This window comes from Sphingomonas pollutisoli (assembly GCF_029167165.1).
Taxonomy (GTDB): domain Bacteria; phylum Pseudomonadota; class Alphaproteobacteria; order Sphingomonadales; family Sphingomonadaceae; genus Sphingomonas; species Sphingomonas pollutisoli.
On the sequence record NZ_JARFNJ010000005.1, the window covers coordinates 369,989 to 383,570 of the forward strand.

A 13,582-nucleotide genomic window follows, 5' to 3' on the forward strand; every position below is an offset into this window, starting at 1 on the left:
ACCCCGTTCGTCCTGAGCGCAGTCGAAGGACGTACCACGCACGCCGCTTGACGCACGCGCGTCGATTTCGTCCAGCGTGGATGGGCAGACACCCGATCAGCCGGTGTACGCCTTGACCAACCGGTACAGGAACACGCGCCCGTCCATCAACGACCTGACGCGGATGCGCTCGTTGAGGCCATGCACCCCCTGCCCGTCCGGGTCCGAGAACAGCCCCGACACACCGTAGGTCGGAATGCCCGCCGCGTTGGTGAAGCGGCCGTCGGTGGCGCCGGTCGACAGACGCGGGATCACCGGGACGCCCGGCCACATCTCCTTGGTCAGCGCTTCGATTGGCGCCATGATCTGCGGGGTCAGCGGCGGCGCTGACGATTTCGGTTGGGGCGGATCGGCGAGCGCGACGCTCACCTTGGGGTTGGCCGCCACTTTCGTCAGCGTGGCGACGATCGCGTCGACGCTCTCGCCCGGAATGATCCGGCAATTGACGTTGGCGCTCACCGCCTGCGGCTGCGCGTTGGCGGCGTGCCCGCCCGAGATCAGCGTCGGGATGCAGGTGGTGCGGAGCGTCGCGTTCCAGCTCGGGTTTTCGGCGGACACCGCCGCATAGTCGGCGGGGGTCGCCGTGCCCGCGCCGATCGCCGCCATCGCGGCGCGCGTCTTGGGATAGAGCGCCGCCGACGCGCCGAAATACGCCTTGGCGGCAGGCGTCAGATCGACCGGGAAGTCATAAGCGTTGATCCGCGCCAGCGCCTCGGCCATCCAGCCGATCGCGTTGACGTGCGGCGCCTGGCGCGAGCTGTGCCCGCCGGGCGCGGTCGCGGTCAGCGTGAAATCCTGATAGACTTTTTCGCCCGCCTGAACGCCCTGGCTGACCGGCTTGCCCGTCTCGTCGAGCGACCCGCCACCGCCCTCGTTGAGCGCCCAGCCCGCCTGCAGCGTCTCGGGCCGGGTCTTGAGCAGCCATTCGACGCCGTTGAGCGCCTTCTCGGTCTCCTCGCCACAGGTCAGCGCGAGCTTGATCGTGCGCTTGGGTTTGTAGCCTTCCTGCCGGAAGCGGATCATCGCATCGGTGAACGCCGCCGCCATCGCCTTGTCGTCCGAGGTGCCGCGCCCGTAGAAATAGCCGTTCTCCTCGACCAGCGTGAACGGATCGCGGGTCCAGTCGCCGCGCTTGGCGGCAACCACGTCGATATGCGCGAGCAGCAGCAGCGCCGGCAGCTTGGCGTCGCTGCCGCGCAGGATCGCGGCGAGATTGCCCTCCTTGGGGTGCGCGGGATCGACGAGCACCTGCACGTCGGCGGCCGGATAGCCGGCCGCGGTGAGACGCGCGCCCATCCGCTCGGCGGCGAGCGTGCAACTGCCGTCGGGCCAGCTCGAATCGGTTTCGACCAGTTGCTTGTAGAGCGCGCGGAACGCCGACTCACCGCCGCGCGGATCGGCCGGGGCGGCGTGAAGCGGCGCGGCGCTGGCCAACACGGCCGCAAGCGCGACGAAACTGGAGCGACGAGCGGCCTTCATGACGATCCCCCTGTGACCCGAACCGGCCCAGCTTGGCCGAGCACGATCGCTTCGACAAGCCGCTTCGTTTTGCTACTGCCTCGCAATGGCTTTGTCGCTATGCAGGCGCCATGCTGGTCCACATCCCCGCCCTGTTCGCGCCCGACGAGGTTCGCGAGGCACGCGCGCTGCTCGAAGCCGCCGATTGGCACGACGGCCGGGCCACCGCCGGCCACCGCGCCGCGCTGGTCAAGCGCAACCTGCAACTGCCGCTCGACCATGATGTCGCCCGCCAGCTCGGCGCGCGCATCCTCGATCGGCTCGGGACCACGCCGCTGTTCATCGCCGCCACGCTGCCGCTGCGCGTACTGCCGCCGCGCTTCAACCGGTACGAAGGCGGGGGCGACTATGGCGCGCATGTCGATAGCGCGATCTTCCCGCTCCCCGGCACGGCCGAGCGGGTCCGCAGCGACGTGTCGAGCACGCTCTTCTTCAGCGATCCGCAGGACTATGACGGCGGCGAACTCGTCATATCCGACACGTTCGGCGAGCGCCGCGTCAAGCTCGCCGCCGGGGACATGATCGCCTATCCCGGCACCAGCCTCCACCACGTCACCCCTGTGACGCGCGGCACACGCTATGCCGCGTTCTTCTGGACGCAGAGCCTGGTCCGCGCAGACGAGCGGCGCCGACTGCTGTTCGATCTCGACACCGCGATCCAGGCGCTCGGTAGCGATCATCCCGATCATGCGTCGCTCGACACGTTGACCGGGGTCTATCACAATTTGATGCGACAATGGTCGGAGACGTGAGTCCGCTGCCGCCGCTGACGGTGATCCCGCCCGATCTCCAGACGCTCGCCGATTACGAGCGCCGCGCCGAGCACCACGTGCCCGCCGCGACCTGGGCGCACATCCAGGCGGGCAGCGCCCAGACGCTGGCGCGCAACCGCGCCGCGTTCGAGCGCCTCGCCCTGCTGCCACGCATGCTGAGCGATCTGCGCGGCGGGCATACGCGGCTGACGCTGTTCGGGCTTGAGCATCAGGCGCCGATCCTGTTCGCGCCGGTCGCCTATCACCGTCTCGTCCACCCCGAGGGCGAACTCGCCTGCGTGCGCGCGAGCGTCGCCATGGGTGTCGGCATGGTCGCCAGCACCTTGTCGAGCGTGCCGCTCGAGGCGATCGCCGAGACCGCGCGCGACGCGGCGCGCGCGCTCGGCGTCGCGCCGCCGCCGCTCTGGTTCCAGCTTTATCTTCAGGAGGATCGCGCGGTCTCCGCCGAGTTGGTCGCGCGTGCGCAGGCTGCCGGATATGAGGCGATCGTGCTCACGGTCGATGCGTCGGTGAAGACCTCGGGCTTCGCGCTGCCGCCCGGCGTCACCGCAGCCAACCTGCAGGTCGGCGCCGATCGGCGTCAGACCAGCGTGCCCGGTTCGCGCATCCTGTTCGGCACGCCGCTCGCCGATGGCGCGCCGACGTGGGCCGATGTCGCGTGGCTGCGCGCGCAAACACGGCTGCCGGTGATCCTCAAGGGTCTGCTCGCCGCCGACGACGCGCGGATCGCGGTATCGCATGGCGCCGATGCGATCATCGTTTCGAACCACGGCGGGCGCACGCTCGACGGTGCGCCGTCGGCGCTCGACGTACTGCCGGCGATGCTCGCGGCCGCCGGCGCGGTGCCGCTGCTGATCGACGGCGGCGTCCGCACCGGGCCCGATATCGTCAAGGCGCTCGCGCTCGGGGCGACGGCGGTGCTGGTCGGCCGGCCGCAACTGCACGGCCTCGCCGTCGCGGGCATGGCGGGCGCGGCGCACGTCGCCCATATTCTGCGCGCGGAGTTGGAACTGGCGATGGCGCAGCTCGGCTGCCCGACGCTGGACCGCATCGGCCCCGCCTGCCTGCTCCCCCGGTCTTCATAACGGTTCCGTCATATCTGTTGCGCCGCAGCAACAGCTTGCGACTTTCCGCACCGGGGGCGGATCGTCCTCGCCGGATGATGGTTAGGCACCCGCTGAATACAAAACACCAAAGGAACTTAGTATGCGTAAAGCCCTCCTCTCCGCCGTCGCCTTCGGCCTCGTCGCGTTTGGTGCGAACGCCGCGTCCGCGCAGGACACGACCGTGGCGGACACCAGCGTCGCCGACAGCAACCCCACGTTCCGGGGCATCCGCATCGAAGGCGATATCGGCGGTGACCGCTTCCAGTCGCAGGGCCGCCACCGTGACAAGTTCGGTTACGGCGCAACCGTCGGCTTCGACGGCGTGATCGCCGACCGGATCGTCGTCGGCCCGGAAGCATCGTACTGGCGCGCCAACGACTGGAGCGAGAATTGCTCGCGCGGCGGCGGCAACAGCCAGATCTGCCAGAAGTCGTTCGAGGAATATGGCGCGGCCGTGCGCGCGGGCTATCTCGTCACCCCGAACTTCCTCGTCTATGGCAAGGGCGGCTATGTGAACAACCAGCAGCGCAAGCGCATCGACGCGCCGACCGGCCAGAACATCGTGTATGATCGCTTCAGCACCGACGGCTATCAGGTCGGCGGCGGCGTCGAATATTCGGTCGGCCGCGACGTGATGCGGATGCCGCTCTTCGTCGGCGCGCAGTACGTTTATTCGCAGTATAACGACCACACCTCGCGTCAGCGCGTGATGGGCACCATCGGCTTCCACTTCAAGTAAGCGACGCTTCTTTCGGAAGTTCGGAAAAGGGCGGCTCGCGAGGGCCGCCCTTTTTTGCGTCTCGGCTCTGGGAGGGCCGCGCCCGCGCGTGGCGGCGCACACGCCTGCCGGACATACGGAAGCGCGCGGCGGAACAACGATATTACAAGTGAGAGACGGTAAGAGAGCGCCAGTAGGGGGCGGGCTTCTCGAGCCGGTATCGACACCCCGAGATGAAGGGGTGGTGGACAGGGCTGCTGCTAGAATATTCATGGTAACGTCCCTGATTTACGCCGTTTCTGATGCTTTTCATTTTTCAAATGCCCCCAGCGATGCCCCCGGCTGCGAAGGGGTTGCGGGCTTAGGCAGCGTTGCCGAGGCGACTCTCGACCCACGCCTCAACGTCGGCCTGCCACCAGCCGATCGCCCGCTTGGTAAGCTGGAACTGACGCGGGAAATCCGCCCGATCTATGAGTCGGTAGATCGTGGCGCGGCTCAGGCCCGTAATTGCAACGACATCGTTGATCCGCAGGAAGCGCCCGCGCTCGAGGACTGAGCCCCTGCTCTTTCGCTGCGCCGTGGTCAGCGAATGCAAAGCGTTGACCGGCTTGGCCTCTCCGCGCTCATCTTCTCCCCCGGCACCGTCGTGCTTTTGCGTATAGTCCATCACGAGATCGTCCCGAGCAGCCGCACGGCGCGACCGATGTCGTCATTTCGCACCACACTGTCCTTTGCCGCCGCCGACATGCCGATACGCGACCGCAGTTTGCCCGGGAGCTTGTCCCAATGGCGGCGACAGAACGGCGTGTTGCGATCGACCAAGGCAGAGCAACTTGGCGCGGCGCAGCACCTTGCGTGCCCGGTCATGCGCCCTGCCCCACGTCCAGCGCGGCACCGACGGGGATCGCATCCGTTCGGTCCCCGGATGGCAGTAGGCGCAATTGGACACCTTCGCCCGGATGCGCGCGATCAAGCGCACGGCATTCCGGACATGCGCAGGGCTCATGCCGCCCGCCTGGCGGATCGGCGTTGATGCCGGCTACCCGCGCCATCAACGAGGCTCCGCCCGGCGCGCAGGATCGCGAGCCCGCCCAGCCCGCCATGCCTCGAACGCGGCCGCATGTTCGGGACACAGATCCTTGTTTGCCGCCGGCGAGGTGCTGCAGGTCCGACAGATCGGCGCGTCGCACGTCCCGCTTCGCCTGGTCGGCACCTTCCAGTCGCACAATCGGTTCGCCACGCGGCCGCACGCGCATCGCTGCCGGCGGCGCGACGAGCAGACGATGGCCCGGCCGCCACCTGGCAGGGTGATGTGCTCGCAGGGCATCAGCGGACGATCTCGTATTCGCGAATGTCCGCGGGGATGCCCCTGATCGTCCAGTTGCAGCCGTGCTTACCGTCGGCTGGCCACTGACGGCGGTTGCCGTTGGCGAGCAGCACCTCGACGCGCTTGCCTGCGGCCTCGGCCGGGCAGAAGCCAGGGTTCGGGGACATCAGTGTAGCGCCCGATCGAAGGGCAGTGCTGGCTGATGCGCCGTCGCGGGTTCGGAGATCCGCGCGTCAAGAACTTCAACCTTACCGCGATCATGCGAGAGTTGCTCGACCGCGAGCCGCTTCGCCTCCTCGGCATCGCGCGCGAGCACGATGACGGTTAAGCTTTCTTCGTGCGTGATCTCATAGTCGATCGAGACACGGACCTCGCGCGGCTCGGCGTCCGGGTCGAAGCGGCACCAGTCAGGGTCGAGCCAGCGGCGCACGGCTTCGCGACTCGCCGGGAACGGCATCGCGGCGATCTCTTGGATGGTGGGCCGCATCACGCCATGCCCAGCGCGTGCATGTAGAGCTCGAGCGTCGCCTCCGCTTCGTCGCGGTGGTGCTTCTCCATCTTGCGCAGGCGGACGATCTGCCGGATTGTCTTGACGTCAAACCCGGTCGATTTCGCCTCGCCGTAGACATCGGCGATATCGTCCGCGATGCCCTTTTTCTCTTCCTCAAGGCGCTCGATGCGCTCGATCAGCAGACGAAGCTGGTCGGCGGAAATCGGCTCGCTCACAGCCCAAACAGCGCACGCAGCGCCTCCTCCAGATTGCCCGATGCTGCGACCAGCAGGAAGCCGATCCCCATGCCGCCAGAGAACAGCAGCGTCGCGCGCGTGACGGGATCGAGCGGGCGCCGCCCGCCTGGGCAGTCGGGGCAACGGCAATCCTGCCGGTGGATGAAAGGCGCCGGTACAGGCCGGTCGAGCGTGGCAGGGTCAGGCTTCATCGGGAAATCTCCCTCATGATGACGACGAACGCGGTGACGGCGACCAACAGGGCGACCGCGAGGGTCACCAGCGCCGGGGCGGGAAGACGGCAAAGGGCGAAGGCGACGGCGACGCCGGCTGCGACGATCGCGAAGTCGATCGCGATGCGCGCGCGGCGTACCGCGCGGGATGAAGTGGGCGGTAGATCGTTCACGCGGCCGCGCTCGCGAGCGATGGGCTAGCGCAGGCCGAGCACAGATCGGCGGCAACCCAACTGCACGGACCGAAGGTGGTCCGCCCCACGCACGGATCGAACTCGCTGCAGGCGCAGATTCGGCACAGGCGCGGTGCTGGCAGATCCGCGCCGAGGCTGATCCGCTCGAGCGTGGCCAGCACCTCGAGGTCGAACGCATAGACGTTGTTGAACACGACGATCGTCGCGAAGCTCGCCGGCGCCGCATCCGCCTCGATCAGCTCGATCAGTTCGACACGGGCGTGCTCAGCCAGCCTCGGCGCCGTGGCGATCCGCGCGGCGACGTCGGCAACCGACATCTGGGCTGCGCAACGGCGCATCTTCAGATACGCGCCGGGTGTGAGCGGGCGCATCAATGCGGGCGCGCGAGGGTCATGTCGGCAGGGCATGCGGCGGGGTTCCAGGCAGCAGTTTCCCGCCCCGGCGATCGACAGAGATCATCGGGCGGCTTGAATTCCGAAATGGCGGGACAGCGCCCGCTTACGGTGGCTGCGGGTGACGTTTCTGGAGGGCGACGCGAACGGCCTGGACCGCCTGCGACTGCGCGGCGATGGACTCTTCCGTTTCGCGCAGCGCGGCGCGAAGATCGTGGTCGGTTGCGTCCGGTTGCGAGGCGATGAACAGCGCGAGATGCGCCTCGCCATCCTCCTTGAGCACGCCCTTTGTGGCGCGGCCGATCGCCACAGCATCCGCGTAAATCTCGGCACGCGCCTGCGCGATGAGCGCGCCATAGGCGGCGAACAGTGGCGTCGTGCCGTCGAAGGCGAGATGCTCGACATCGAGCTTGTGCATGTCGTGGACGGTGAGGCGTTGAGGCCGATCGGGATCGCTCGCCTCGCGCAAATATGCCTCGGCGCGCCCGGTGATCAGCGCGCAACGGGCCGGCGTCAAATCACCCAGGACGCGCAGCAGTGCGTCTTCGAAAATCGGGCGCGCCTTGGTCATACCAGACGCGCCAATAGGGACGACGCCGACGGACATGGGTCAGGTCCGCCGGCGCCGCTCGCCGCCCGAATGGCGGCCGAGCTCATGATACGAAAACGAGGTGTCGATCCGCAGCGACGAACAATCCGGCGCGGGGTACCCGAGATTGGCGGCACCGACCGGGGAGGAGGTCGATCGATGCCGCCGGTACGCGGGTACGGCAGACACCCAAGGAGCTCCCGCTGAGTCGGGCACGATTTCGCGCGCTCCGCCTTGCTGGGGCATCGGCCGGTCTGCAAGCCGCCGAAGAGGGAAAGGATTGGTGATGACGAAGGTATGCGGCCTTCAGGGGCCGGGCTGGACGCCCGACCCCATCCAGCTATCGTGTGATTGTCGAGACCAACACGAAGAGGTGAAACTGTGTCCGAAAAACCGTTTGGCTGGCGTCCGTTCACGGAAGAGCGACGCCGAGAGCTGGCGAACGAAGGATTCTCGGCAGAAGCCATCGCCACCATGGAAGAGAGCAGCGTATATTCACCGGTGGAGAACGCCGTGTGGGCGCTGGAACTCGGCGTGGCTATACTGCATGCTGCCGGTAAGCGCTTCGGCCCCGACTTCGCGCTCGATGTCAAAGAAACGCTCGAGCGCCGCGCAGAAAGATTGCGATCGAGCGAGCACGTGGAGGATAAGGTGGAGGCGCCCATCCTCGACACTTTCATCGAGAGCATGGATTGGCAGGCAGTCATCACCCGAGCTTCCGACCCGAATTGGGGGACAAAGCGCGAGTAACCGCTACAACCTGGTTGCCGAAGCGGCACACGGCCGATTCGATTTCCTCGCGCGCGATATCGCGGATGCGTTCGTCCGCGCCCTCTCGTCCGAATTTGAGGCCATCGCCTACGCCGGCCTTCATAAGCAGCGACCCGACTGGACCTGCGCTCGACGATATCTCGGCGAGCGCGTTCATGATGCTCACGAATCGAGCGCTCCCTTCGGCAGCTTTTTGAGCCAGCGCGTCGGCGATCATTTCGCCGACGCGCGCTTCCTGCTCAGGCGTGAACGGCTCGCTCACAGTACCGGCTCCATTGCGCCGAAGTCCGTCGGCGTCGGGCCGAAAACGGCACCTTCGGGGGAGCAGCTTGCGGCTGCTCCCCGCCCGGCTACAGTCAGGGTGTTCAAAGCACTGACCGAAGGGAAACCCACATGCACGTTACGACAGGCGACGCCGGCGCGCTTATTGCTGCTACGCTTACTCAGGCCGAATTGGCGTATCGCGGCAGCGTGGAAAGCAGTTCGCCGGCGCAGACGTTGGCCAGAAGAATGGGCGCGCGGGCCACAGTCGTCGCCACGTATGAATATTATCATACGCTCGTCACCACCGGTCAGCCGCCCGTTACCGAAGAATAGCTCGAGCTTAGTCACGAGCCGGGCTGCCAAGAACGAAATCCGCGAAGAGCTTGGCTGTTGGCAGCACATCGCCCGCGGGAAGATTTGTTTGCGCGGCAATCTTCAAACAGTGAAGCCGGATCGAGCGCGGGTCGAGCGCCGCCTCGATCGCGGCCTGCTCGATCTGGAGCTGCTGGTGCGGCGTGCGAGGTACGTCTTCGCTCATCGTGCCGGCTCCATGTCGCCTAAATCGTGACCGGGCGAGCGGCGGACCTCCGCGGCCGACACCTGGGGGTAGAGATCGGGGCGAAGTTCGTGGCGCGAGATGCCGGTTCTGGCCTCGACGTTGAGGACGTGTTCCGCAGGCAGGGGTTTGTCGTTCGACAACCAATCGTACACGGTTTGCTGCGCGCGGCCGATCAAACGGGCAAAGGCGCTTTGCGACCCCGCGATGCGAACAGCGCGTGCCAACGCCGAATCGGATTTGTGTTCTACCGCCATAACGGTAGGCCTACCGCTTCATCGGTATGTGAGTCAACCGCATCTGCGGAATATCCTTCTACCGATCAGCCGGTAGATTGCGCGGCATGAGTTTGGGAGCCAGGATTGAAGAGCGTATCAACGCGCTAGGCATCTCGCAGGCCGAACTGGCGCGGCGCGCGAAACTGCCGCAGACGACCGTCAACAGCTTGATTCGAGGAGGCCGAAGATCGTCGCCGCATCTCGTCGTCCTCGCTCGCGAGCTTGGCACGACGGCAGCGTACCTCGCCGGCGAATCGGACGATCCGAAGGCCGAGACTTGTCACCCGCGCCAGATCAGTTCGAACGCTCGTGAGTTGCTGGATTGCTTCGACACTCTTAGCGAAGACGAGCAGAGAGCCCTGTTGCAAGTCGCTCGATCGATGTCAGGCCGTGGATGATCTTGCACTGTCGGCGACCGATTTCCGCATTTTGTCAGTGCCTTAGATGAGCTTCGGGGGATATTGTTAACGAGCCGTCCACCATCTTCGGTTCGCACGCCATCGCCGGCGTGCGCGCAAACCGGGAGTGGGGCGAACAATGGAACTCGGGGAGACTATCCTTGCACCGGAGGAAATCGAAATGCTCCGGCAGTTTCGAGGATTATCCGCAACCGATCGAATAGCGATCGCGCATGTCATCGCAACGATGGCTCGGCGGTCGAGGCGCATGGCCAACCCGGTGAAAGGTGGGGCAGCGGCAAGGGAGCAGGCGTAATGGGTAGGATCGCTGATGTGTAATCGCGCGCGCACCAGCGCCGAGCCGGAGACGCTCTTCTCCCGCTTCGGCGCGGACTGGGCGGCCGAACGGCCGATGGACAATCGCTTCAACCCGGTCGAGCTCGTGCCGCGCGGTCGCGCCTACGTGATTCGCGAGGACGCCGGCCGGCGCGGCCTCGACATCATGGCCTGGGACGTGCTCGGCGGCGGCGGCAAGTTCCCAATGACGAACGTGCGTCAACTCGGTCTGCCGCAGTGGCGGCGGCTCGCGGAGCGACCCGAGAACCGCTGCCTCGTGCCGCTCACCGAGTTTTGCGAGTGGACGCCGGACGCAGTTGATCTGGGCGACGGCCGCAAGCCGGTCAAAGGCGAAATGTGGTTCGCGGTGCCCGAGCAGCCGATCTTCGCCGTCGCCGGCTTCTGGCAGCGCACCGCCAAGGGCAATGGCTTCACGATGGTGACCTGCGACCCGAACGCCCTTGTCGCCCCGATCCACCCCAAAGCGATGATCACGATCCTGCGTGAAGAGGATCACGAGCTTTGGCTGCGCGGCAGCTATGACGAGGTGGTGGCGCTCCAGCGCCCCTACCCCGCCGACCGGATGACGGTACGCGGCCCGGTCTTCCCAACCAGGACGGGTTAGGCGTTACGAGGTGACGGCTGCCGCCCAATTGCGAACATAGGGTCTGGACGAAACCTTCACCGGGCGGCTTAAGCGCGTTCCGAATAAGCGCGCCTTTAGGCGCGCGAAGAATCTTCGGAGGTAGGCATCGCTGTCGGCAGTCGTGTAGCCGAGGTCCGGGCTATGCCTATTTCAATCTCCTGCAACTTACCAAACGCGGCTCCGCCGGGTTCAAACATTTCCTTCAAATAGCGGGCGGGCACTACACCCATAATCCCGCTATTTGCCTGCACCTTATAGCCGCTCGGCAACTCAGTACCGGATGCGTCACAGACAGTTTCCCACGTGGGAACCGAACACCAATTCACACCAAGGAGCCACGGTCCTGTAGGATAGTGTCCAACGCCAAGGATTGACCCATCCGGCCCGGTCTTAGAGCCAGCAGCCCATGGTCGGTAATAAGCCGCGTTGAGGTAAACGAACACTGGAGAGCCAGAGAACCCACCAATCGAACGAATCTCAACTAAATAGCTATCGATCGACTGACCGCTCTGCACGATTGGCTCTGTGTCAATTTGGGCGATTTGCCCGAACCGCGTCGTGGGTGTATTCTTCTGCTTGCCATCGTGGCCGATAAACCGGCCTATCGTGAAGCAAGGGTCTCCCGGACCAATCTCCAGGGCCTTCTCCCAATCCTCCGTAAGAAGCCATTCGCTGGCCAAGTAACTAAACTTGTGGATGTCTTGGAATAGCGCCAACGGCCGAACGGCCAAGTCGGTCCGAGGGTGATAAATCCATTCTCGATCGTCGGTATCGATGCATGTGATGCCACCGGCTTTGAGATTGAGCCGAATTGTCCAATTGTTGCTCTCGATGACATGCTTATTTGTCACGGCCCATAGGGTATGTCCGCTCCCCAAATGCGGGGGTAAGTCATGACCATACAAGAAGCCGCAGCCTCCTGCGGACTCCCCGGCACTTGCAGCAACCTCATCTCGATAAAGGTAGATTGGCACCCCAAGCAGGCTGTCACGAATCCTAAAGGTCATCTTGTCCCTACGTCGAGCAGCCAGGTGGCGCCCCACGCGATATGAAGGCGCGACCAATGGCCTAAGAAGGGCTACCACTTAACCCTCCCGGACGCCATTGGGGTACGGGATGCATAATAATGCCTTTTCTAAGGGGCGGCTCCCGCCCAAAGTCGGTCATTGCCGTCATCTCCGACCATCCCGATAGCGGACATGCAACAGTCGGTGTAAGACCTCTGCATGGTCCGGCTCCGCTTCTATTCGTTAATCATGTCGCTGCCGCTCTTGCTGGTGTCGACCGGTGTAATTTGGTTTCTCGCGGCTGATGGCGGAAAGGAAATGATCGGCTGGTATATCGGCGCAGCAGGCGTCGGATTGCAGCTCCTATTCGGCTTACGATCGCCTGTCCGAAATGTGGTAAGTCTCCGTACGCCTTGGGACCAAGCTGGGGGCCTTTTGGATGGGCATATACACCCGTACCAGAAGCGATCTGTTCGAAGTGCGGCTTCGACTTACGCGCAGGGGATGCGACGACCGCTATTAGCTGATTATGACGACAAGCGGCCTGTCCGCTTCCCACCAGGCTGAGACATTCGGGTGTACGGCCCAGCGCCCAAGAGGGGTAACGCGGGGGTACGATAACGGTCTTCTAGCGCGGAGCACGGCCAAAATCCGGGTTCTTCGTGAACGCGCGGCGGAGGGCATCTCCGCCGCTTTAGGAGGGCGTTTGGGCAAGACATGCCGTCGCGATGCCCGATCAAAAGGCGAAAAGTCGCGAGTAAGGCCTCAAGTATCTCGATGGAGTTCAGGGTGACGGAGGCGCGGGTGGCGGAGGTGCGGGTGGCGGAGGTGCGGGTGGCGGAGGTGCGGGTGGCGGAGGTGCGGGTGGCGGAGGCGCTTTCGCAGCCGGCGAAAACTTATTCGGATCCAAAAGATAGCGGGCGCGCTCGACTTTATAGTAAGATTTCTTCTTCAACAGTTTCTTATAATATTGCTCATGGGCCACCAGAGTAATTATAAGTAGTATAATTATAAATATTACGAGAGTCGTAATAAAATAACTCGCATATTCATCTAAGGCGCGAGATAGAGAGCTTCTAAATTGATATTCCTCGTTGGCTGGCCAACTATATGTTATTCTGAATGCGCCTTCGGATGAATATGTTCTGAAAACGCTAGGAAACGTAAATGATGCAAAAGGCCCCCACATCATTACAACGATTTTATCTCCGGGCCTCATGTCCGGAAGTATAATTCGCTTAACATTATGAAAGCTTTTGTCATGTCCGTCTATTTTAGTTACTAGAACATCCTCAAAAAACCACGGAGAGAGCAATCGTACATTTACATCACTTATAAGCTTATTGCTTTCATTTGTAACTAGTAGCCTAGCTACTCCGAAGTTTCCATCATCGTCTAAGCTTTTCCATATACCAACTTGCTTAAGTGAATCTGGTTTATTTGAAAGTCTGTTCGGCTTTTCATACCATGGCGAGAGTTGCACTTCCGCCCGCAGTTTGTCTCGACTTGCCCAATCATCTATTGGACCTTTCAAAAGCGCAGCGACCCACGTGGTGAGCGCAAGCACTATCAGAGTGGTGAGAATACCACCGACCCACTTACCCATCGCGTCAACCTTTACCCCCTTTGCGCAGCAATGAGCTTATGAACGCTCGCGGAACTGCCGTCTAGGAACTGGTCCGCGCGGGATTAGCTGGATCGTAGCCGGGCT

The 13,582-nt window shown here is 63.9% G+C and carries 22 protein-coding genes; 7 read left to right on the forward strand and 15 right to left on the reverse strand.

Annotation, left to right across the window (positions count from 1 at the left end; genetic code table 11):
- Nucleotides 1-96: 96 nt before the first annotated feature.
- Nucleotides 97-1,518, reverse strand: a complete 1,422-nt coding sequence (locus PX554_RS13595; RefSeq protein WP_275502536.1) for a M20/M25/M40 family metallo-hydrolase — start codon at nt 1,516-1,518, stop codon at nt 97-99.
- A 110-nt stretch (nt 1,519-1,628) separates the two neighbouring features.
- Between PX554_RS13595 and PX554_RS13600 the strand changes: the two genes are divergently transcribed.
- The 3 genes from PX554_RS13600 (at nt 1,629) to PX554_RS13610 (ending at nt 4,175) form a co-directional block, all read left to right on the forward strand.
- Nucleotides 1,629-2,309, forward strand: coding sequence for a Fe2+-dependent dioxygenase (locus tag PX554_RS13600; protein WP_275502538.1), 681 nt, complete (start codon nt 1,629-1,631; stop codon nt 2,307-2,309).
- A complete protein-coding gene (locus tag PX554_RS13605; protein WP_275502540.1) occupies nt 2,294-3,415 on the forward strand; it encodes an alpha-hydroxy acid oxidase in 1,122 nt (373 codons plus the stop codon). The genes PX554_RS13600 and PX554_RS13605 overlap by 16 nt, the downstream gene beginning before the upstream one ends.
- Nucleotides 3,416-3,536: 121 nt before the next feature.
- Nucleotides 3,537-4,175 carry an outer membrane protein gene (locus PX554_RS13610; RefSeq protein WP_275502542.1) on the forward strand — a complete coding sequence of 213 codons (639 nt, stop codon included), beginning with the start codon at nt 3,537-3,539 and terminating at the stop codon, nt 4,173-4,175.
- A gap of 340 nt (nt 4,176-4,515) precedes the next feature.
- On the opposite strand, the gene PX554_RS13615 is transcribed toward PX554_RS13610, so the two are convergent.
- The 9 genes from PX554_RS13615 to PX554_RS13655 all read right to left on the reverse strand — a co-directional run bounded on the left by PX554_RS13615 (nt 4,516) and on the right by PX554_RS13655 (nt 7,597).
- Nucleotides 4,516-4,821 (reverse strand): helix-turn-helix transcriptional regulator, encoded by a 306-nt coding sequence (locus tag PX554_RS13615; protein ID WP_275502544.1) that lies wholly within the window; start codon nt 4,819-4,821, stop codon nt 4,516-4,518.
- The gene (locus tag PX554_RS13620; RefSeq protein WP_275502547.1) at nt 4,821-4,976 is read right to left on the reverse strand and encodes a hypothetical protein; all 156 of its coding nucleotides are present in this window, start codon (nt 4,974-4,976) and stop codon (nt 4,821-4,823) included. Before PX554_RS13620 ends, PX554_RS13615 begins: the two co-directional genes overlap by 1 nt.
- 504 nt (nt 4,977-5,480) lie before the next feature.
- On the reverse strand, nt 5,481-5,648 hold the full coding sequence (locus tag PX554_RS13625; RefSeq protein WP_275502549.1) for a hypothetical protein: 168 nt from the start codon (nt 5,646-5,648) through the stop codon (nt 5,481-5,483).
- A complete protein-coding gene (locus PX554_RS13630; protein ID WP_275502550.1) occupies nt 5,648-5,968 on the reverse strand; it encodes a hypothetical protein in 321 nt (106 codons plus the stop codon). Before PX554_RS13630 ends, PX554_RS13625 begins: the two co-directional genes overlap by 1 nt.
- Entirely contained in the window at nt 5,968-6,207 is a 240-nt protein-coding gene (locus PX554_RS13635) for a DUF2312 domain-containing protein (RefSeq protein ID WP_275502552.1), read from the reverse strand. The genes PX554_RS13630 and PX554_RS13635 overlap by 1 nt, the downstream gene beginning before the upstream one ends.
- Nucleotides 6,204-6,419, reverse strand: a complete 216-nt coding sequence (locus tag PX554_RS13640; protein WP_275502554.1) for a hypothetical protein — start codon at nt 6,417-6,419, stop codon at nt 6,204-6,206. Before PX554_RS13640 ends, PX554_RS13635 begins: the two co-directional genes overlap by 4 nt.
- Nucleotides 6,416-6,613, reverse strand: coding sequence for a hypothetical protein (locus tag PX554_RS13645; RefSeq protein ID WP_275502556.1), 198 nt, complete (start codon nt 6,611-6,613; stop codon nt 6,416-6,418). The genes PX554_RS13640 and PX554_RS13645 overlap by 4 nt, the downstream gene beginning before the upstream one ends.
- Nucleotides 6,610-7,005: an XRE family transcriptional regulator gene (locus PX554_RS13650; protein ID WP_275502557.1), complete on the reverse strand. Its 396-nt coding sequence runs from the start codon at nt 7,003-7,005 to the stop codon at nt 6,610-6,612. Before PX554_RS13650 ends, PX554_RS13645 begins: the two co-directional genes overlap by 4 nt.
- A 127-nt stretch (nt 7,006-7,132) precedes the next feature.
- Nucleotides 7,133-7,597, reverse strand: coding sequence for a hypothetical protein (locus PX554_RS13655; RefSeq protein WP_275502559.1), 465 nt, complete (start codon nt 7,595-7,597; stop codon nt 7,133-7,135).
- A gap of 399 nt (nt 7,598-7,996) precedes the next feature.
- Between PX554_RS13655 and PX554_RS13660 the strand changes: the two genes are divergently transcribed.
- Entirely contained in the window at nt 7,997-8,365 is a 369-nt protein-coding gene (locus PX554_RS13660; RefSeq protein WP_275502562.1) for a hypothetical protein, read from the forward strand.
- Here PX554_RS13660 and PX554_RS13665 read toward each other — a convergent pair.
- Nucleotides 8,322-8,648: a hypothetical protein gene (locus tag PX554_RS13665; protein WP_275502563.1), complete on the reverse strand. Its 327-nt coding sequence runs from the start codon at nt 8,646-8,648 to the stop codon at nt 8,322-8,324. The two genes, PX554_RS13660 and PX554_RS13665, sit on opposite strands and share 44 nt — an antisense overlap.
- Nucleotides 8,649-8,779: 131 nt before the next feature.
- Between PX554_RS13665 and PX554_RS13670 the strand changes: the two genes are divergently transcribed.
- Nucleotides 8,780-8,983: a hypothetical protein gene (locus tag PX554_RS13670; RefSeq protein ID WP_275502565.1), complete on the forward strand. Its 204-nt coding sequence runs from the start codon at nt 8,780-8,782 to the stop codon at nt 8,981-8,983.
- A 7-nt stretch (nt 8,984-8,990) separates the two neighbouring features.
- Here PX554_RS13670 and PX554_RS13675 read toward each other — a convergent pair whose 3' ends face one another.
- Complete coding sequence (locus PX554_RS13675; RefSeq protein ID WP_275502568.1) at nt 8,991-9,188, reverse strand: hypothetical protein; 198 nt, start codon at nt 9,186-9,188, stop codon at nt 8,991-8,993.
- The gene (locus PX554_RS13680) at nt 9,185-9,463 is read right to left on the reverse strand and encodes a transcriptional regulator (protein ID WP_275502569.1); all 279 of its coding nucleotides are present in this window, start codon (nt 9,461-9,463) and stop codon (nt 9,185-9,187) included. Before PX554_RS13680 ends, PX554_RS13675 begins: the two co-directional genes overlap by 4 nt.
- A gap of 86 nt (nt 9,464-9,549) precedes the next feature.
- On the opposite strand from PX554_RS13680, the gene PX554_RS13685 reads away from it, so the two are divergent.
- The gene (locus PX554_RS13685) at nt 9,550-9,882 is read left to right on the forward strand and encodes a helix-turn-helix domain-containing protein (protein ID WP_275502571.1); all 333 of its coding nucleotides are present in this window, start codon (nt 9,550-9,552) and stop codon (nt 9,880-9,882) included.
- Between the two features lie 331 nt (nt 9,883-10,213).
- Nucleotides 10,214-10,843, forward strand: coding sequence for an SOS response-associated peptidase family protein (locus tag PX554_RS13690; protein ID WP_275502573.1), 630 nt, complete (start codon nt 10,214-10,216; stop codon nt 10,841-10,843).
- A 95-nt stretch (nt 10,844-10,938) separates the two neighbouring features.
- On the opposite strand, the gene PX554_RS13695 is transcribed toward PX554_RS13690, so the two are convergent.
- Together PX554_RS13695 and PX554_RS13700 are read right to left on the reverse strand one after the other, a co-directional pair.
- The gene (locus PX554_RS13695; RefSeq protein WP_275502576.1) at nt 10,939-11,871 is read right to left on the reverse strand and encodes a S1 family peptidase; all 933 of its coding nucleotides are present in this window, start codon (nt 11,869-11,871) and stop codon (nt 10,939-10,941) included.
- A 784-nt stretch (nt 11,872-12,655) separates the two neighbouring features.
- Nucleotides 12,656-13,477, reverse strand: coding sequence for a hypothetical protein (locus PX554_RS13700; protein ID WP_275502579.1), 822 nt, complete (start codon nt 13,475-13,477; stop codon nt 12,656-12,658).
- Between the last annotated feature and the right edge of the window lie 105 nt (nt 13,478-13,582).